Source organism: Streptomyces sp. NPDC127038 (assembly GCF_042725875.1).
GTDB lineage: Bacteria > Actinomycetota > Actinomycetes > Streptomycetales > Streptomycetaceae > Streptomyces.
In genome coordinates this window covers 46,044-64,691 of record NZ_JBHXDQ010000022.1, presented here as the reverse complement: position 1 = coordinate 64,691, position 18,648 = coordinate 46,044, and the positions used below count along the sequence as shown (strand labels likewise).

Annotated in this window: 16 protein-coding genes; 3 read left to right on the top strand and 13 right to left on the bottom strand. The window is 73.9% G+C overall.

Annotated features, from left to right (window positions below; genetic code table 11):
- Positions 1–117: 117 nt before the first annotated feature.
- Complete coding sequence (locus ACFWI4_RS17800) at positions 118–1,221, bottom strand: carbohydrate kinase family protein (protein WP_385397155.1); 1,104 nt, start codon at positions 1,219–1,221, stop codon at positions 118–120.
- 455 nt (positions 1,222–1,676) lie between these two features.
- Here ACFWI4_RS17800 and ACFWI4_RS17795 point away from each other — a divergent pair, with 455 nt between their 5' ends.
- A complete protein-coding gene (locus tag ACFWI4_RS17795) occupies positions 1,677–3,101 on the top strand; it encodes an MFS transporter (protein WP_387196873.1) in 1,425 nt (474 codons plus the stop codon).
- Positions 3,102–3,189: 88 nt separating this feature from the next.
- On the opposite strand, the gene ACFWI4_RS17790 is transcribed toward ACFWI4_RS17795, so the two are convergent.
- The 10 genes from ACFWI4_RS17790 to hrcA all read right to left on the bottom strand — a co-directional run bounded on the left by ACFWI4_RS17790 (position 3,190) and on the right by hrcA (position 14,151).
- Positions 3,190–4,182 (bottom strand): adenosine deaminase, encoded by a 993-nt coding sequence (locus ACFWI4_RS17790; RefSeq protein ID WP_387196870.1) that lies wholly within the window; start codon positions 4,180–4,182, stop codon positions 3,190–3,192.
- Positions 4,183–4,266: 84 nt separating this feature from the next.
- Positions 4,267–5,172 (bottom strand): ribonuclease Z, encoded by a 906-nt coding sequence (locus ACFWI4_RS17785; RefSeq protein WP_387196867.1) that lies wholly within the window; start codon positions 5,170–5,172, stop codon positions 4,267–4,269.
- Positions 5,173–5,178: 6 nt separating this feature from the next.
- Positions 5,179–5,556, bottom strand: coding sequence for a histidine triad nucleotide-binding protein (locus ACFWI4_RS17780; protein WP_387196864.1), 378 nt, complete (start codon positions 5,554–5,556; stop codon positions 5,179–5,181).
- Positions 5,557–5,670: 114 nt separating this feature from the next.
- Complete coding sequence (locus tag ACFWI4_RS17775; RefSeq protein ID WP_387196861.1) at positions 5,671–8,883, bottom strand: S41 family peptidase; 3,213 nt, start codon at positions 8,881–8,883, stop codon at positions 5,671–5,673.
- 73 nt (positions 8,884–8,956) lie between these two features.
- Positions 8,957–9,433 carry a hypothetical protein gene (locus ACFWI4_RS17770; protein WP_387196858.1) on the bottom strand — a complete coding sequence of 159 codons (477 nt, stop codon included), beginning with the start codon at positions 9,431–9,433 and terminating at the stop codon, positions 8,957–8,959.
- A gap of 169 nt (positions 9,434–9,602) precedes the next feature.
- A complete protein-coding gene (locus ACFWI4_RS17765; protein WP_385397169.1) occupies positions 9,603–9,995 on the bottom strand; it encodes a VOC family protein in 393 nt (130 codons plus the stop codon).
- 50 nt (positions 9,996–10,045) lie between these two features.
- A complete protein-coding gene (locus ACFWI4_RS17760) occupies positions 10,046–10,795 on the bottom strand; it encodes a 16S rRNA (uracil(1498)-N(3))-methyltransferase (RefSeq protein ID WP_385397171.1) in 750 nt (249 codons plus the stop codon).
- On the bottom strand, positions 10,792–11,886 hold the full coding sequence (locus tag ACFWI4_RS17755; RefSeq protein WP_387196853.1) for a nitronate monooxygenase: 1,095 nt from the start codon (positions 11,884–11,886) through the stop codon (positions 10,792–10,794). The genes ACFWI4_RS17760 and ACFWI4_RS17755 overlap by 4 nt, the downstream gene beginning before the upstream one ends.
- 111 nt (positions 11,887–11,997) lie before the next feature.
- Entirely contained in the window at positions 11,998–13,134 is a 1,137-nt protein-coding gene (gene dnaJ / locus ACFWI4_RS17750; RefSeq protein WP_339129279.1) for a molecular chaperone DnaJ, read from the bottom strand.
- Positions 13,135–14,151 carry a heat-inducible transcriptional repressor HrcA gene (gene hrcA / locus ACFWI4_RS17745; protein WP_385397175.1) on the bottom strand — a complete coding sequence of 339 codons (1,017 nt, stop codon included), beginning with the start codon at positions 14,149–14,151 and terminating at the stop codon, positions 13,135–13,137. It lies immediately after the preceding gene.
- 175 nt (positions 14,152–14,326) lie between these two features.
- Between hrcA and ACFWI4_RS17740 the strand changes: the two genes are divergently transcribed.
- Both ACFWI4_RS17740 and ACFWI4_RS17735 read left to right on the top strand, forming a co-directional pair.
- On the top strand, positions 14,327–15,052 hold the full coding sequence (locus ACFWI4_RS17740) for an MBL fold metallo-hydrolase (protein ID WP_387196850.1): 726 nt from the start codon (positions 14,327–14,329) through the stop codon (positions 15,050–15,052).
- 31 nt (positions 15,053–15,083) lie between these two features.
- A complete protein-coding gene (locus tag ACFWI4_RS17735) occupies positions 15,084–15,890 on the top strand; it encodes a DUF3097 domain-containing protein (RefSeq protein WP_387196847.1) in 807 nt (268 codons plus the stop codon).
- Between the two features lie 69 nt (positions 15,891–15,959).
- Here ACFWI4_RS17735 and hemW read toward each other — a convergent pair whose 3' ends face one another.
- Positions 15,960–17,198 carry a radical SAM family heme chaperone HemW gene (gene hemW, locus ACFWI4_RS17730; RefSeq protein WP_387196844.1) on the bottom strand — a complete coding sequence of 413 codons (1,239 nt, stop codon included), beginning with the start codon at positions 17,196–17,198 and terminating at the stop codon, positions 15,960–15,962.
- A 56-nt stretch (positions 17,199–17,254) separates the two neighbouring features.
- Positions 17,255–18,648: PP2C family protein-serine/threonine phosphatase (locus tag ACFWI4_RS17725; RefSeq protein WP_387196841.1), on the bottom strand; the 1,394-nt coding region annotated here is incomplete at its 5' end.

The window sequence follows — 18,648 nt, the reverse complement described above, 5'->3', positions numbered from 1 at the left end:
TCGGCACGCTTGCCACACGGGCAGCCTTGCGGTTCCCAGCGTACGTCGCGGTGCTCATGGACCCGTAGGGCTTTTCCCGCGGTGACGAGGTCGTGACCTGAGGAGGCCCCCTGGCCCTCAGGCGGAGCGGCCGAAGCCGATCGTCGGGACCGCCCGGCGCAGCGGCCAGGGGCGGGTGACCTCGGGGAGCATGCCCTCCAGGAAGGCGTACCGGCTCAGGGCCGCCGGGTCCTGGTCCGCGACCGACTGCACCCGGCGCCACCAGGCGGCGATCTCCGACCAGCCGGGCGCCGACAGCGATCCGCCGAACTCCTGGACGGAGAGCGCGGCGGTCAGCCCGGCGAAGGCGAGCCGGTCGGCCAGCGGCCAGCCGGCCAGGGTCCCGGTGACGAAACCGGCGACGAAGACGTCCCCGGCGCCGGTGGGGTCCAGTGCCTCGACGGCGATGGCGGGGACCTCGGCGCTCTCCCCGGTGCGTCCGTCCACGGCGTAGGCGCCCTCGGAGCCGAGGGTGACGACCGCCAGCGGCACGTGTCCGGCCAGCGCGTGCGCCGCCGCGCGGGGGCAGTCCGCGCCGGTGTAGCGCATGGCCTCCTCGGCGTTCGGCAGGAACGCCTCGCAGTGCGCCAGGTCGGCGAGGCCCGCCAGGTCCCAGCGGCCGGTGTCGTCCCAGCCGACGTCGGCGAAGATCCGGGTGCCCCGGCTCGCGGCCTGCTCGATCCAGGGCGCGCGGACCCCCGGGGTGAGCGAGGCGACGGCGGCACGGGCGCGCGGCGGGCACCCGGGCGCGGCCTCCTCGGGCGGCGGCTCGTGACCGTGGCTGACCATGGTCCGCTCGCCCTCGTACGCCATCGACACGGTGACCGGCGAATGCCAGCCGGGCACGGTCCGCGACGGCGTGAGATCGATGTGCTCGCCCTGCTCCAGGGCGTCCCAGCAGTACTCCCCGTAGTGGTCGTCGCCGAACGCGGCGGCCAGGGAGGTCCGCAGGCCGAGACGGGCGAGGGCGGTCGCCATGTTCGCGACGCCGCCGGGACTCGAACCCATGCCCCGCGCCCAGGACTCGGTGCCGCGCACCGGCGCGGAGTCGAGCCCGGTGAAGATGATGTCCAGGAAGACCGTGCCGGTCAGATAGACGTCCCAGGGCGGGTCGTCGGCCGTGCGCAGCCCGGCGAGCGGGTCGACATGGGCCTGGCGGAACGGTCCCTCGCCGTTGATCACGGTGCGCTCCCTGGGGGTGGTCCGGATCTGGCCAGTGTGCACCACACCGGCCACGGGGACCTCGGATCACGCCGTGGCGTCCGCGTCCGGTGGGGCGCACGGGTGCGTCCCGCCCGTCCACGCCCGCTCCGCGCCCGCCCCCGTGCCAGGACTCCGACCGGGGCCCGCTCCGGGCCGCCCACCTGCGCGGACAGCCCCACGACACCCCACGACCGCCTCGGGCACGGCATCCGCACCGGCCGGGCATCCGGCTCCGTTCCCCGTCCTCCGGGCGGAGAGTGCGCAGCGCCTACCCCGGGTCCCCCACGGCAAACAAAGAGTGCCCCAGATCACATCGCCACGCCTTCTTCGCGGACCCCCCACCTTGATACAAATTGCCCGCGCGTTCCTGTCCTTCGACGGCCGCCCCTCCCCCCTCTCTTCTTGAGCCGCCCTCGCCTGCCCTGGGAACGCCCGTGTCCGCCCGCACCCCCACGCCCTGGCCCCTCGTCGCCCTTTTCACGGCCGGGTACCTCGCCGCGTATCTGCTCCCCACCACCGTCGGCCGCCTCGACGCGGGCCTCCCGCTGTCGGCCACCCAGGCGGGGGCCGTCGGCAGCGTCCTGCTGCTGAGCTCGGCCTCGGCCGGCTTCCTGCTCGCCTCCCGCGTCGACCGCTTCGGCCCGCGCGCCCTGGCCCGCGCCGGACTGCTCCTCGCGGCCGCCGGCTACGGCACCGCCGCGCTGGCGTCGGCGCTGCCCCTCGTGATCGGCGGCGCGATCGTCGGCGGCTTCGGATCGGGTACGGCCACCACGGTCGCCGCGACCGGGATCGCCGGCCGGCCCGATCCCCACCGGGTCACCACCCTGGGCCTGTTCGGCGTCTCCGGACTCGCGGGCGCCCTGTACCTGACCATCCCCCACCTGGGCCCGGGGCACGGCTACCCGCTCGCCGCGATCGCCTGCACCGCGCTGCTCGCCCTGACCCTGACGGGCCGGCTTCCCGCGCGCACCCCGGCCGCCCACGCGCGGCGCGCCGCCGCCCCGCTCCCACACCGCCGCCCCGGTCTGCTCCTCGCCGGAGCCCTGCTCCTCTGGTCCCTCGCGCAGAACTCGCTGTGGGGGGTGAGCGGCCGGATCGGTCTGACCCAGGCCGGTCTCTCCGAGGTCGAGGTCGGCGCGGTCTTCGCGGTGGCGCTCGGCGCCGGACTCCTCGGGACCCTCGTGGCGGGCGCCCTCGGCCCCCGGCTCGGCCGGGCGCTGCCGATCGGCCTGGGCACGGCGCTGATAGCCGGCTGTATCGCGCTGAGCGCCGCGGCCACCGATCTGACGTCCTTCGCTTCGGGCGAGATCGCCTGGAACGCGCTGTACCCGGTCGTGCTGTCGTACGTGATCGGTCTCGCCGCGTCCATGGACCCGCGGGGCCGGTGGGCGGTCCTCGTCGGTTCCGCCTCCTCGCTCGGCACGGCCTGCGGCCCGCTCACCGGCAGCCTGCTGTCGGCCCGGGAGGGTTATCCGGCGATGGGAGCGGTCCTGGCGGCGGGCCTGCTGCTGGTCGGGGTCCCGATGACCTTCGTGGCCCTGCGCACCCGGCCCACCACGCAGATCGTGGAACTCCCCACGGCCGAGGCCACGGTGGCGGACATCCCCGTCATCGAGATCTCCGTGGCCGAGACCCCCCTCGCGGTGCGCGCGGTGCCGGAGATCCCGGTCGTCCCGATCTCCGTCGCCGAGGTCCCCGTCGCAGAGATCCCCCTCGTCGAGATCCCGCTCGCCGAGATCCCGCTCGCCGAGATCCCGCTCATCGAGATTCCGCTGGAGGGCGTGCCCGCCCAGCGGGAGGCGTACGGGGCGGCGGGGCCCCTGCGGGCGACGGCCGCGCTCGGACCCGTCGCCACCTGACCGCCGCGAGCGCCCGCCCGACCCGATGGAGGGGAGGCCGGGCGGGCGCTCGCCGGCTGAGCGGACCCGTGGCCGGGTGCTCGTCCGGCTACGGGAACACGTACGCCTCGACCTCGGCGATGTACCGCGCCCGCCGCTCCTCGTCGTGCTCCAGGAAGGACGCCTCGAACGAGTTGCGGGCCAGCTCCCGCAGCCGCTCCTCGCCGAGACCGAGGGCCTCGCGCACCGCGCCGAAGTTGTCCCCGGCGTAACCGCCGAAGTAGGCCGGGTCGTCGGAGTTGACCGTGCACAGCAGACCGGCGTCCATCATGGCCGGCAGCGGGTGCTCCGCCAGGACGTCCACGGCGCGCAGCCGTACGTTCGACAGCGGGCACAGGGTCAGCGGCACCCGCTCGCGGACCAGCCGCTCGACGAGCTCGGGGTCCTCCATGCAGCGCAGCCCGTGGTCGACGCGCTCGACGCCGAGGATGTCCAGGGCCTCGGTGATGTACGCGGGCGGCCCCTCCTCACCGGCGTGCGCGACGCGCCGCAGACCCAGCGCGGCGGCGGCCTCGTACACCGCGCGGAACTTGACCGGCGGGTGGCCGACCTCGGCGGAGTCCAGGCCGACGCCCGTGATCCGGTCGAGGTAGGGCTTCGCGGCCTCCAGGGTGTCCATGGCGGACTCCGCGGACTCGTCGCGCAGGAAGCACATGATCAGCTGGGTGGAGACGCCGTGGGTCTCCTCGCTGCGCCCGAGCGCCCGCCACAGCCCCTCGACGACCGTCCCCATCGGCACGCCACGGACGATGTGGGCCTGCGGGTCGAAGAAGATCTCCGCGTGCCGTACGCCCTGCGCGGCAGCGCGGGCGAGGTAGGCGTCGGCCAGGTCGGCGAAGTCCGCCTCGGTCCGCAGGACGGCCATGAGCTCGTAGTACAGGTTCAGGAAGGTCTGGAGGTCGTCGAAGAGGTACGCCTTGCGCAGCTCCTCGGTGTCCGCGTACGGCAGGGTGACGCCGTTGCGCGCGGCGAGGGCGAAGGCCAGCTCGGGTTCGAGGGTGCCTTCGATGTGGAGGTGCAGTTCAGCCTTGGGGAGGGACATCGAAGCATCGTACGGTTCCTCCCCCGACGTACCGAAAACGCCGGCTTCCCGGCACCGGCGTCCCGGCCCCCGTCCGCCGGGTCCTCAGTGCCGCTTCGGTACGGGCACCCTCACCAGGTCCTGTGCCACCGTGAGCTCTCCTTCGAAGCCCGCGGCGCGGGCCTCGCGCTCGAACTCCCCGGCGTCGGGGTAGCGCTGGCTGAAGTGGGTGAGCACGAGGTGCCGCACCCCCGCCTCCCTGGCCACCCGGCCGGCCTGGCCGGCCGTCAGATGACCGTGGTCGGCGGCCAGCTTGTGGTCGCCGTCGAGGAACGTCGACTCGATGACCAGCAGGTCGCAGCCCGCGGCGAGCGCGTCCACGCCCTCGCACAGCCGGGTGTCCATGACGAACGCGAACTTCTGTCCCGGCCGGACCTCGCTGACGTCGTCCAGGGTGACGCCCCGCAGGGAGCCCTCCCGTTGCAGCACCCCGACGTCGGACCCCTTGATCCCGTGCTCGGCGAGCAGTTCCGGCAGCATCCGCCGGCCGTCCGGCTCGACCAGCCGGTACCCGAAGGACTCGACGGGGTGCGAGAGCCTGCGGGCCTCCAGGGTGTACGCGGGAGTCGTCGCGAGGACGCCGTCGTCCGCGACGGGCGCCTCGGTCAGCCGCACGGTCTCGCGGTAGGCGGTGGCGTACCGCAGCCGCTCGAAGAAGTGCGCCCCGGAGAGCGGGTAGTGCGCGGTCACCTCGTGCGGAACGCGGTCGAGGTTGATGCGCTGGATCACCCCGCCGAGCCCGAGCGCGTGGTCGCCGTGGAAGTGGGTGACGCAGATGCGGTTCAGGTCGTGCGCGGCGACCCCGGCCCGCAGCATCTGGCGCTGGGTGCCCTCGCCGGGGTCGAAGAGGAGACCCTCGCCGTCCCAGCGGAGCAGATAGCCGTTGTGGTTGCGGTGCCGGGTCGGGACCTGGCTGGCGGTGCCGAGCACCACCAGTTCACGTGCGGACAAGGCCGGTTATCCCGGAGGCCACTGCATGCCGCGGCCGCCCAGGAGGTGGGCGTGCGCGTGGAAGACGGTCTGGCCGGCGCCGCTGCCCGTGTTGAACACGATGCGGTAGCTCTCCAGCTTCTCCTCGGCCGCGACCTCGCCGGCCTCGCGCAGGACGTCCGCCGCGACGGCGGGCTCGGCGGCGGCGAGCGACGCGGCGTCGGGGTAGTGCACCTTGGGGATGACCAGGATGTGCGTGGGTGCCTGCGGGTTGATGTCGCGGAACGCCACGGTCGTGTCGCTCTCGCGCACCAGCGTCGCCGGGATCTGCCCCGCCACGATCTTGCAGAACAGGCAGTCGTCCTGCGGTTCCCCGCCCGTGTCCCGCCCCGGCTCCTGCGCCATGCGTGTGCCTCCTCACGCCAGCCGATCATCTGCCGTTCCGCATGCTAGCCGCCCGGCGGGCCGGACGGCTCGTGCGCGGCTCGCGCCCACCTCCGTCCGCCCGCCGTGACACGCTCACAGGGGTGGCAGCGTGGGCGCCGTCTTCGCCGGGTTCTCCTCCAGCGCGGCCAGCGCGATCCTGACCGCCTCGTCGAGCTGGGTGTCGCGCCCGGCCACGTGGTCCTGCGGCCTCTGGACGACCTCGACGTCGGGATCCACGCCGTGGTTCTCCACGTTCCACCCGTAACCCTCCATCCAGAAGGCGTACTTGGGCTGGGTGACGCTGGTGCCGTCGACGAGGCGGTAGCGGCTGTCGATGCCGATGACACCGCCCCAGGTCCGGGTGCCGACCACGGGGCCGATGCCGAGCGCCTTGATCGCCGCGTTGACGATGTCGCCGTCGGAGCCGGAGAACTCGTTGGCGACGGCGACGACGGGACCGCGCGGCGCGTCCTCCGGGTAGCTGTAGGGGCGCAGACCGCGGGGCAGGTCCCAGCCGACGATCCGGCGGGCGAGCTTCTCCACGACGAGCTGCGAGGTGTGGCCGCCCCGGTTCTCGCGGACGTCCACGACCAGGCCCTCCCGGGCCACCTCGACCCGCAGGTCGCGGTGGAGCTGCGCCCAGCCGGCGCCGACCATGTCCGGCACGTGCAGATAGCCGAGACGCCCGCCGGACCGCGCGTGGACGTGGGCCCGCCGGTCGGCCACCCACGCGTGGTAGCGCAACGGCTCCTCGTCGGCGAGCGGTACGACGACCGCGTGGCGCGGATCGCCGCCGCCGGAGGGCGAGACCGTCAGCTCGACGGGTTTGCCCGCGGTTCCGACGAGCAGCGGCGCGGGCCCGGCCACCGGGTCCACCGGCCGGCCGCCGACCGCGAGGATCGCGTCCCCGGCGCGCACCGCGACGCCGGGCGCGGCGAGCGGGGCCCGCGCGTCGGGGTCGGAGGTCTCCGAGGGGAGGATCCGGTCGATGCGCCAACTGCCGTCCTCGTGGCGGGAGATGTCCGCGCCGAGGAGTCCCTGCGCCCGGTCGCCGCCGCCCCAGCCGCCGCGCGGGGTGACATAGGCGTGCGAGGTGCCGAGTTCGCCCTGCACCTCCCACAGCAGGTCGACGAGGTCGTCGTGGGTGGCGAGCCGGTCCAGGACCGGCCGGTAGCGGTCGAGGACGCCGTCCCAGTCGACTCCGCCGAGGTCGGGCCGCCAGAAGTTGTCCCGCATGAGGCGGCCGGTCTCGTCGTACATCTGGCGCCACTCGGCGGCCGGGTCGACGCTCTGGCGCACCCGGGAGAGGTCGACGGTGATGTTCGTGTCGCTCTCGTCGTCGTTCGAGGCGCGCCGGTCGCTGGGGACGACCTTGAGCTTGCCGTCGGTCCACAGCAGGACCCGCTTGCCGTCGCCGGTGACGGTGAAGTGGTCGGCGTCGGCGGCGAGATGCTCGATGCGCTGCTGGGCGAGGTCGTAGCGTTCCAGTTCGGTCTTCGGCTCCGGGTCGTCCGGGGTGGCGCGGGAGGAGCCGAGGACGCCGCGCAGCGGGTGGCGCAGCCACAGCAGTCCGTCCTTGGCGGCGCGCAGGGTGGAGTAGCGGGCGGCCTCGACGGGGAACGGCACGATCCGGTCGGCGAGTCCGTCCAGGTCGATACGGGTGCTGGGGGCGCCCTCGCTGTCGGGCGTCTCGTCCTTGTCGGGGGCCTCGAAGGGCCTGCCGTGGCGCTGCGGTCCGAAGGGGGACGGGGTCGTGGCGGCCAGGGTGATCAGATACGGCCGGGAGCCGCCGACGAAGGCCAGGTCGAAGACGTGCTCGTCGTAGACGGGGTCGAAGGCTCGGGCCGACAGGAAGGCGAGGTGCTTGCCGTCGAGGGTGAACGCGGGCGCGTAGTCCCGGAAGCGCAGCGGGGTCGCCTCGGTGACCGACAGGTCGGTGGTGTTGGCGAGCTTGAGGTGGCGCAGCGGGCGGGGTCCTGGGTGGGACCAGGCGAGCCAGGCCGAGTCGGGCGAGAAGACGAGTCCGGTGGCCTCGCCGTCCTCGCTGCGGTCGACCTCGCGGACCTCGCCGCTCTCGCGCTCGACGATCAGCACGCGTCCGTCGTGCGAGGCGACGGCGGCACGGCTGCCGTCGGGTGCCATGGCGAGGCCGAGGACGCGGCCGAGCGCGCCGGCGGCGAGCCGTCGCGGGGTGGCTCCGGGGGCGGCCCCGGTGGCGGGGGCGAATTCGAGGGCGTCGTCGCCCTCGGCGTCGGTCACCCACACCACGTGTTCCTCGCCCTCGGCGCGGAAGGTGCGGGGCAGCCGGGCGCGGACGCCCTGTTCCGCGGCGAGGGCGCGGGTGGGTCCCGAGCGGTGGGTGACCCAGTGGACGGCGCCGCGCACGGAGACCGCGCTGCCGCGTCCGGTGTGGTCGGGGGCGGCGGCGGAGAACCAGCGCGCGGCGCTCACGGGGTAGGGCTGCTGGTCGACGCGCTGGCCGCCGAGCCGGATGCCGGGGCGGCGCGGCTCGGCGCCGTCGAGGTCGTCGAGGAGCCAGAGTTCACCGGCGGAGGTGTACACCACGCGGGTGCCGTCGGTGGCCGCGTGGCGGGCGTAGAAGCCCCCGAGCGGGGTGTGGCGGCGCAGGCCGGATCCGTCGGCGAGGGAGGAGTACAGGGCGCCGACGCCCTCGTGGTCCGACAGGAAGGCGATCCGCTCGCCCACCCAGAGGGGGTGTTCCAGGTTGCCGTCGAGGTCCTCGTGCAGCCGGACGAACTCGCCGTCGCCGTCCCGGTCGATCCACAGCTTGCCGGCCGTGCCGCCCCGGTAGCGCTTCCACCAGGCGGCCTCGCGTCCCATCGGGGCGGACAGCAGGACGACGCCGCCCGCGCCGTGGGCGACGTCGCCGACGGGCCCGTACGGCAGGGTCGTCGCGGGGCCGCCGTCGAGCGGGACGGCCCGGGCCCAGGTGCGGCGCAGGCTGGCCTGGCCGTGGGTGCTGAGGGCGAGCACCTGTCCGTCGGGGGTCCAGCCGCGCACCTGGGTCTTCACGCTGCCCCAGTACGTGAGCCGTTTCGCGGGTCCGCCGTCGAGGGAGGCGGCGTGGACCTCGGGGGCTCCGTCCCGTGTGGACGTCCAGGCGACGGTGGTGCCGTCCGGGGAGATGCGTGGATGGCTGACCGGTGTGTTGTCGGCGCTGACCCGCCAGGCGCGGCCTCCGCCGTCGAGCGGCGCGGCCCAGATGTCGTCCTCGGCCGTGAAGACGGCCAACTCGCCGTGCAGGTGCGGAAACCGGATGTACGCGGAGGCTGCGGACTCAGTCACCCGGTCACCCTATGCAGCCCACGCGCGGCCCGACAGGGGTTTGGATCCCTTGATCCGTGTACGACCCGGCAGGTCACTTGCCCTGCGAGGGCCAGCAGGTGGGGTCGCCCTTGCACCACATCGTCTTCGTCACGGTGACGGTGACGGTGGGGTTGGGCCCGCCGTACGTGGGGCGGTAGGTGACCGGCGCGGTGGGTCCCGTGGTGCAGTCGCCGAGGCCCTTCACGTGGAAGACCTGCCGGCCGCCGACGGTGGCGCGCAGGTCCCCGCGTACGCAGGCGCCGTTGACGGCACGGGTGACCTCGCCCTTGACGACGATGGCCCGGCCGTCACGGGTCTTGCCCCGGCAGTCGACGGTGGCCACGGTGTTCTCGCTCGGCGAGGGCGACCTCCCGGCCGTGGAGGCCTTGCCCGCGCCGCCCACGCGGGCGGTGCAGGTGAGCCAGCTCACGTCCACGTGCTGCCGTTCGAGTTCCTTGGTCGCCGTCCGGTCGGTCGTGTAGGACACGGTCGCGGTGCTGAGCCCGTCCACGGGCTGGCACGCGGTCATCGCGAACGCCCCGGCCGCGCCCAGCCCGAGGGCCGTGAGTACCCGTCCTTGCCGACCACGGTTCCTGAAACGCCTCAAAGCCCCCATGGACGGCAGCGTGCCACCGCGCGGCGGAGCGCGGTAGACCGCATGCGGCCATCGGGGGCACAACCACCCGAAGGAGTTGCCGTCAGCCGAGCATCAGCAGCCATTCCTGGAGTTCGACCAGGTTGCCCTCGGGGTCCTTGAGATGGGCGACGCGCATGCGGTCCGTCATGGGGGCCGGGCCGTGCAGCAGGGTGGCGCCGCGCGCGACGATCTGCTCGCAGTAGCTGTCCAGGTCGTCGACCCGCAGCACGACCAGCGACCGGTGTCCGGTCACGGTGTCGCCGAGCTCTCCGAGGATCTCGGTCATCATGGCCCGGTCCTGGAGGGCGATGCCCGCCGATCCGATGACGGGGCTGAACTTCTCGTACGGGCCCTCGGCGGCGCCCGACTGGGGCTTGAGGCCGAGGACTTCGCAGTAGAAGCGGTAGCAGGCGGCGAAGTCGGAGACGAGCAGTCGTACCTGGGCGAGTTCCATGGGTTCCCCGGTTGAGGTGCGGTCGGTGGGGCGGGTCCGGCGGGCGGCGGTCAGGACCAGCGGCCGGTGCGGGCCAGCAGCAGGGCCGTGGCCACGGTCCCGGCGGTCGAGGTGCGCAGCACCGTGCGCCCCAGGTGGAAGGTCCTCGCCCCGGCCTCGGTGAACAGCGCGACCTCGTCGGCGGAGATCCCGCCCTCGGGGCCGACCACGAGGACGATCTCGCCGGAGGCGGGCAGCGCGGCGGTCGCGAAGGGCTCGGTGCCCAGGGCGGTGTCCTCGTGGAGCACGGCGGCGAGGTCGGCTTTGGCGAGAAGTGCGGCAACCTGCTTGGTCGTCATGGCGTCCGCGACCTCGGGGAACCGCGCCCGGCGGGACTGCTTGCCCGCTTCGCGGGCGGTGGCCCGCCACTTGGCGAGCGCCTTCAGGCCCCGCTCGCCCTTCCACTGCGTGATGCAGCGGGAGGCGGCCCAGGGGACGATCGCGTCGACGCCGGTCTCGGTCATGGTCTCGACGGCCAGCTCGCCCCGGTCGCCCTTGGGCAGGGCCTGCACGACCGTGATGCGCGGCTCCTCGGCGGGTTCCTCGGTGACCGCGCCCATCCGTACGATCAGCCGGTCCTTGCCCTCGGTGCCGAGGACCACGCAGTCCGCCCGGCGCCCGGCGCCGTCGGTGAGCACCACGTCCTCGCCGCTGTGCAGCCGTTTCACGGAGACGGCGTGCCGTCCCTCGGGTCCGTCGAGGACATGGCGTCCTTCGCCGTCGGTGTCGAAGTGCTCGACCAGGAACACCGGTGCCGTCATCGGGGCGCACCCTCTTCCGGGATCTCGGCGGCGGCCGACAACGCTGTCTCGGCGGCCGCGATTTCTGCGTTCAGTACGTCCACCAGCTGCCCGGCGGGCAGGTCACGCGCCATGCGGTGACCCTGGCCCGCCCACAGTGCCATGCCCTGCGCGTCTCCCGCCTTCGCGGCCGCCTTGCGCAGCGGCAGGGTCAGGTGGTGGATCTCGGGGTAGGCGGCGGGGGCGTACGGGCCGTGCTCGCGCATGAAGCGGTTGGCCAGCGCGCGCGCCGGACGCCCGGTGAAGGCGCGGGTGAGCTCCGTGCGTACGTAGAGGGGGTCGGTCAGCGCCTGTTTGTGCACGGCGCTCGCGCCGGACTCGGGGGTGGCGAGGAAGGCGGTGCCGAGCTGGGCCGCGTCGGCGCCGGCGGCGAGGACGGCGGCGATCTGGCTGCCGCGCATGATGCCGCCCGCCGCGACGACCGGGATGCCCACGCTCTCGCGGACCCGCGCGACCAGGGTGAGCAGTCCGACGCCCGTGCCGTCCGTCTCCGGGTTGTCCCGGTGGGTGCCCTGGTGTCCGCCGGCCTCGATGCCCTGCGCGATCACCACGTCGGCGCCGGCCCGTTCCGCGGCCAGGGCCTCCTCGGCGGTGGTGGCGGTGACCAGGGTGAGGGTGCCGGCGCGGCGCAGCGACTGGAGCACCTCGGGCTTGGGGACGCCGAAGTGGAAGGAGACGGCCGCCACCGGGTTGTCGAGGAGGACGGCGAGTTTGGCGTCGTAGCCGTCGTCACGGCCGCTGTCCGGATCGCCGAGCTCGGTCTCGTACCAGGCGGCCTCGCCGGCCAGCTGGTTGGCGTACACCTCGACCGAGGCCGCGTCCGCGTGCTCGGGCTGCGGCAGGAACAGGTTGACGCCGAAGGGACGGCCGGTCAGCCCGCGCAGCTGCTTGATCTCCTGGTACATGCCGTCGGCGGTCTTGTACCCGGCGGCGAGGAAGCCCAGCCCGCCGGCCTCGGACACGGCGGCCGCGAGCTGCGGGACGGAGACGCCGCCCGCCATGGGGGCCTGCACGATCGGGTGAGGGAAGAGATCGGTCAGCGCGGTGGACATGACGGCATGTTGTCACGTCCCCCGGGCAAGTCCGAATCCGGTCGTCCGCCCGGATTCCGGCCCTCACGGCGAAGGGCACGGGGCGGTTTCCCGTCCCGTGCCCCGCCGTGGTCATCGGCCGTTGAAGGCGTCCTTCAGCCGGGAGAAGAGCCCCTGCTGACCGGGCTGGAACTGACCGGTGGGCCGCTCCTCGCCGCGCATCTGCGCCAGCTCGCGCAGCACCCGCTCCTGCTCCGGGTCGAGCTTGGTCGGGGTCATGACCTCGACGTGCACGATGAGGTCGCCCCGGCCGCCGCCGCGCAGGTGCGTGACGCCCCGGCCGTGCAGCGGGATCGACTGGCCGGACTGGGTGCCCGGGCGGATGTCGACCTCCTCCATGCCGTCGAGGGTCTCCAGCGGCACCTTGGTGCCGAGGGCCGCCGCCGTCATCGGGATGGTGACCGTGCAGTGCAGGTCGTCGCCGCGCCGCTGGAAGGTCGAGTGCGGCAGCTCGTGGATCTCGACGTACAGGTCGCCGGCGGGGCCGCCGCCGGGGCCGACCTCGCCCTCGCCCGCGAGCTGGATGCGGGTGCCGTTGTCCACACCGGCCGGGATCTTGACCGTGAGGGTGCGGCGGGAGCGGACCCGGCCGTCGCCCGCGCACTCGTGGCACGGGGTCGGGACGACGGTGCCGAAGCCCTGGCACTGCGGACACGGCCGCGAGGTCATGACCTGGCCGAGGAAGGACCGCGTCACCTGGGACACCTCGCCGCGGCCGCGGCACATGTCACAGGTCTGCGCCGCGGTGCCGGGGGCCGCGCCCTCGCCGTTGCAGGTGCCGCAGACGACGGCCGTGTCGACCTGGATGTCCTTCGTGGTGCCGAAGGCAGCCTCGTCGAGCTCGATCTCCAGACGGATCATGGCGTCCTGGCCGCGGCGGGTGCGCGAGCGCGGTCCGCGCTGCGACGCCGTGCCGAAGAACGCGTCCATGATGTCGGAGAAGTTCCCGAAGCCGCCCTGGCCGAAGCCGCCGGCGCCACCGCCGCCCTGCTGGGACAGCGGGTCGCCGCCGAGGTCGTAGACCTGCTTCTTCTGCGGGTCCGACAACACCTCGTACGCGGCGTTGATCTCTTTGAACCGCTCCTGCGTCTTCGGATCGGGATTGACGTCCGGGTGCAGCTCGCGAGCGAGCCTCCGGAACGCCTTCTTGATCTCGTCCTGGGACGCGTCGCGGCGCACGCCGAGTACGGCGTAGTAGTCCGTGGCCACTTACGACTCCGCCAGGATCTGTCCGACGTACCGTGCCACCGCTCGTACCGCTCCCATCGTTCCCGGGTAATCCATGCGGGTCGGGCCGACCACGCCGAGTTTGGCTACTGCCTCGCCGCCCGAACCGTAGCCGACGGAGACCACGGACGTGGAGTTGAGTCCCTCGTAAGCGTTCTCGTGCCCGATTCGCACGGTCATGCTCGAATCCCCGGCCTCTCCAAGCAACTTGAGGAGCACGACCTGCTCCTCCAGCGCTTCGAGCACCGGCCGGATGGTGAGAGGGAAGTCATGTCCGAAGCGGGTGAGATTGGCGGTACCGCCGATCATCAGCCGCTCCTCGGTCTCCTCGACCAGTGTCTCCAGCAGGGTGGAGAGCACCGTCGAGACCGTACCCCGGTCGTCCGCCTCGAAGGCGTCCGGGAGGTCCTGGACGAGCTGCGGGACGTCCGCGAAGGGACGTCCCGCGACCCGGCTGTTGAGCCGGGCCCGCAGGTCCGCCAGCGACGTCTCGCCGAACGGCGCCGGGCAGTTGATCATGCGCTGTTCGACCCGGCCGGTGTCCGTGATCAGCACGAGCATCACCCGCGCGGGGGCCATGGAGAGCAGCTCCACGTGACGCACGGTCGAGCGGGTCAGCGAGGGGTACTGCACGACGGCGACCTGCCGGGTGAGCTGCGCGAGCAGCCGCACGGTCCGTCCGACGACGTCGTCCAGGTCGACCGCGCCGTCCAGGAAGTTCTGGATGGCGCGGCGCTCGGGCGCGGTCATCGGCTTGACGCCGGCGAGCTTGTCGACGAAGAGGCGGTAGCCCTTGTCCGTGGGGATGCGCCCGGCACTGGTGTGCGGCTGGGCGATGTACCCCTCGTCCTCCAGGACGGCCATGTCGTTGCGGACGGTCGCGGGCGAGACGCCGAGGCGGTGCCGCTCGGTGAGCGCCTTGGAGCCCACCGGCTCCTCGGTGCCCACGTAGTCCTGGACGATGGCGCGCAGTACCTCGAGCCTGCGTTCGCTGAGCATCGCGCACCTCCAGAAGTCGACTCGGTGGTCTTCGTGGCCTTCGTGGCTTTCGCCTGGCACTCAGCGCACGCGAGTGCCAACGTTCCCCGGCCAGTGTACGGCGGTGAGGCACGACCCGGGCAAGGGCGGGCCTGCGATGTCGTGCGCGGTGCCCCCTCACCGTTAGCGTCGCCGCATGAGGCTGACTTGGGAAGAGCTCGGGTGGGAAAGGGTGGCGCCCGGGGTTGGGCGGCGGCGGCTTCCGGGCTGGGACTGCACGGCCGGGCTCGTCGTCGGCGACGGGGCGGCGCTGATGATCGACGCCGGATCGAGTCTGGCGGAGGGCGCCCGGCTGTGCGCCGAGGCGCGGGCTCTCACCGGCGCGCGTGTGACCCATGTCGCGCTCACCCACCCGCATTTCGATCATGTCTTCGGCGCGGCGGCGTTCGCGGGCGCGGAGATCTTCGCCGCGGACGGCTCCGCGGAGGTGTACGAGCGGGGCCGCGAGGAGCTGTGCGCGGACGCCGTGCGCAACGGTCTCGGCGCGCGGGCGGCGGAGGAGGCGGCCGACACCCTGGTACGCCCGCGGCACTTCGTACGGGACACCCGGGAGCTGGAGCTCGCCGGCGGGGTCGGGGTCCGTCTGGTGCGGACGGGCGAGGGCCACACCGCCCACGACCTGGTGGTCGTCGTGCCGGGCGACCCGGCGGTGGTGTTCTGCGGCGACCTGGTCGAGGAGTCGGGCGAACCGCAGGCGGGCCCCGACGCCGTGCCGTCACGGTGGCCGGCGGCCCTCGACCGGCTGCTCGCCCTGGGCGGCGAGGACGCGCTGTACGTCCCCGGGCACGGTTCGGTGGTGAACGCCGGGTTCGTCCGGTCCCAGCGGGACGCCCTGGCCGGGCGTTTCGGCGTGTCGCCGTGAGCCCCGGCGGGCTTCTCCTATCGTCATCCGAATGCGCCAGTACTCTCCGGACCTGACCCCGCCGTGGAAGAAGCCCCGGTCCGTTCCCGAGGTCCCGGCGGACCCGGGTCTGGTCGTCGAGGAGCCCGGCACCGGCTTCTGCGGCGCGGTGGTCCGCTGCGAGGCGGGCACGGTGACCCTGGAGGACCGCTTCGGCAAGCACCGGGTGTTCCCGCTGGAGCCGAGCGGCTTCCTCCTGGAGGGCAGGGTGGTGACCCTGGTCCGCCCGGCCGCGGCGGCACCGGCCCGCCCCGGCCGTACGGCATCCGGTTCGATGGCGGTCCCGGGCGCCCGCGCCCGGGTTGCGCGCGCCGGGCGCATCTACGTCGAGGGGCGCCACGACGCCGAACTGGTCGAGCGGGTCTGGGGCGACGACCTGCGCATCGAGGGCGTCGTCGTGGAGTACCTGGAGGGCGTCGACGACCTTCCCGCCGTGGTCGACGCGTTCGCCCCGGGCCCGGACGCCCGGCTCGGCGTCCTCGTGGACCACCTGGTCCCGGGTTCGAAGGAGTCCCGGATCGCGGAGGCGGTCACCAGCGAGCACGCCCTGGTCCTCGGCCACCCGTACATCGACGTCTGGGAGGCCGTGAAGCCGTCCTCCGTGGGCATCGCGTCCTGGCCCCGGGTCCCGCGCGGCCAGGACTGGAAGACGGGCGTCTGCCGGGCCCTGGGCTGGCCGGAGAACACCGGCGCGGCCTGGCAGCACATCCTGTCCCGGGTCCACAGCTACAAGGACCTGGAACCGGCCCTCCTGGGCCGCGTGGAGGAACTGATCGACTTCGTCACCGCCCCGGAGTGACCGGGCGCCCCGGTGCCGCCCCGGAGTGACCGGGCGCCGCTTCGGTGCCGCGCCCGGCCCGGGCGGTCCTCAGTCCACCAGGTCCCGGACGACGGCGTCCGCGAGGAGGCGGCCCCGGAGGGTGAGGACGGCGCGGCCGGCTTCGTAGGGGCCGGATTCGAGGAGGCCCTCGGCCAGGGCGCGGCGGGAGGCGGCGAGGCCGTCGGGGCGCAGCAGGGACAGCGGGCAGCCCTCGCGCAGCCGCAGTTCGAGGAGGATCCGCTCGACCCGGCGGTCCTCGTCGGAGAGCAGTTCACGGCCGGCCCCCGGGGAGCGGCCCTCGGCCAGCGCCGCCGCGTACGCCCCCGGATGCTTCACGTTCCACCAGCGAACGCCGCCCACGTGGCTGTGCGCGCCGGGGCCCGCACCCCACCAGTCGGCGCCCCGCCAGTAGAGCTCGTTGTGCAGACAGCGGCTCTCCGGCGAGCCGGCGGTCGCCCAGTTGGACACCTCGTACCAGTCGAAGCCCGCCGCCGACATCACCTCGTCCGCGATCAGATAGCGGTCCGCGTGCACGTCGTCGTCCGTCATGGGGACCTCGCCGCGGCGGATGCGGCGCGCGAGCTGGGTGCCCTCCTCGACGATGAGCGCGTACGCGGAGATGTGGTCGGGTCCCGCGCCGAGGGCCGCTTCGAGCGAGGCCCGCCAGTCGTCGTCCGACTCCCCCGGCGTGCCGTAGATCAGGTCCAGGTTCACGTGTGCGAATCCGGCCGCGCGGGCCTCGGCGACACAGGCCTCGGGGCGGCCCGGGGTGTGCGTGCGGTCGAGCACCTTCAGGACGTGCTGCCGGGCGCTCTGCATGCCGAAGGAGATCCGGTTGAAGCCCCCGGCGCGCAGGGTCGCGAGGTACTCCGGGTCGACGGACTCGGGGTTCGCCTCGGTCGTGATCTCCGCGTCGTCCGCGAGCCCGAACTCGTCCCGGATCGCGCCCAGCATCCGTACGAGGTCGTCGGCGGCCAGCAGCGTGGGCGTGCCGCCTCCGACGAAGACCGTGCGGACCGGGCGGGGGTCGTCGCCCAGGACCTTGCGGGCGAGCCGGATCTCGTCGGTCAGGGTGTCCGCGTAGTTGTCGCGGGAGGCGAGCACGCCCCCGCTGCCCCGCAGCTCGGTCGCCGTGTAGGTGTTGAAGTCGCAGTAGCCGCACCGGGTCGCGCAGTACGGAACGTGGAGGTAGAACCCGAGGGGCCGCTCGGCGGCCCCGGCCAGGGCGTGCGCGGGCAGCGCCCCGTCGTCGGGGACGGGCTCACCGTCGGGAAGTGCGGAAGGCATGCGTTCCATTGTCCAGCACCGGCGGGGTCCGGCGGCCCCGCTCCGGGTGAGCCCCGTTACTCCGCCTGCAGCACCAGCAGGGCCAGGTCGTCCTCCGGCGGGCGGGGGCCGAAGGCGTGGACCAGCGCGCGGATCCGTTCCGCGATCAGCTCGGCGTCCAGACCGGCGCAGCCCGCGAGGGCGTGCGCGAGGCCGTCGTCGTCGTCGAACTGACGGGATCCGTCGCGCCGCTCCGTCACCCCGTCGGTGACGCACAGGAGGGTGTCGCCGGGGTACAGCTCGAAGGACTCGGAGATGTACTCGGGGTCCTCGAAGACGCCGAGCAGGGTCTGCGGCCTGGCCATCTCGCGGACCACGCCGTCGGGGCCCAGCAGCAGCGGCAGCGGGTGTCCGGCCGAGGCGAGCGTGCAGCGCACTCCGCCGTCGAAGGGGACGAGCTCGCCGTAGAGCATGGAAAGGAAACGTGTCTGCGGGCCGAGGTCGCTGCCGAGCCCGGGTCCGCCCGCGGCCACGAGCGCGCGGGCCGCCGCGTCCGCGGCCTCCGTCGCGTCGTCGAGGAGGAGCTGGTTGAGCCGGTCCAGGACGTCCGCGACGTCGTAGCCCTCGCGGGCCAGCAGCCGCAGCCAGGGCCGGGCCAGCCCGATGACGACGGCGGCCTCGGGCCCCTTGCCCTGGACGTCGCCGACCGCGAAGCACCAGCGCCCGTCACCGGCCGGGAACACGTCGTAGAAGTCGCCGCTCGGCCCGCCCTTGTCGAGCGGCTCGTAGACGAGGGCGCTGCGCACCCCGGGGATCTCGGCGACCGCGCCGGGCAGCAGCCCGCGCTGGAGGACCCGGCTGATGGTGGCCTGGCGCGCGTACTGCCGGGCCGCGCCGATGGCCAGGGCGATCCGGCGGCTGAGGTCCTCGACCAGTCCGGTGACCTCGTCGGGGAAGTCGGGCGGTCCGGCCCTGCCGATGACGAGCGTGCCCAGCGGGCGGCCGCCCGCGATCAGCCGGTACGCCAGTGCCGCCCCGCTCGCTCCGCGGGCACCCAGCACCTCGCCGGGCCAGGGGACCGGGACGGCCCGGGAGCGCACCGCGTCGGGCAGCCGCGGCGGGTCCTTCTCCAGGGCGTCGCGCAGCCCCTCGATGAGGTTCTCGCTGCCGTGCCAGACGCGGGCGAGCCTGGGTCCGAGCGCGAGCCCGAAGCCACCGGCCCGGTCGGTGGCCTCGTCCTCCAGCCATACGGCGCACCAGTCGGCGAGACGCGGGACGAGGAGCTGTCCGGCCAGCGCGGCGACGAGGTCCTCGTCGAGCTGCCCGGCGAGCAGGTCCGAGGCCTCGGCGAGGAAGGAGAGGGCGCCCCGGTCGAGCCAGTCGTGCCCGCGCGCGCCACCGCGGTCCGCGCCGGGGGCGGACCCGAGGCCGGTCCCGGACCCGAAGCCGGGGGCGGACTCGAAGCCGGTGC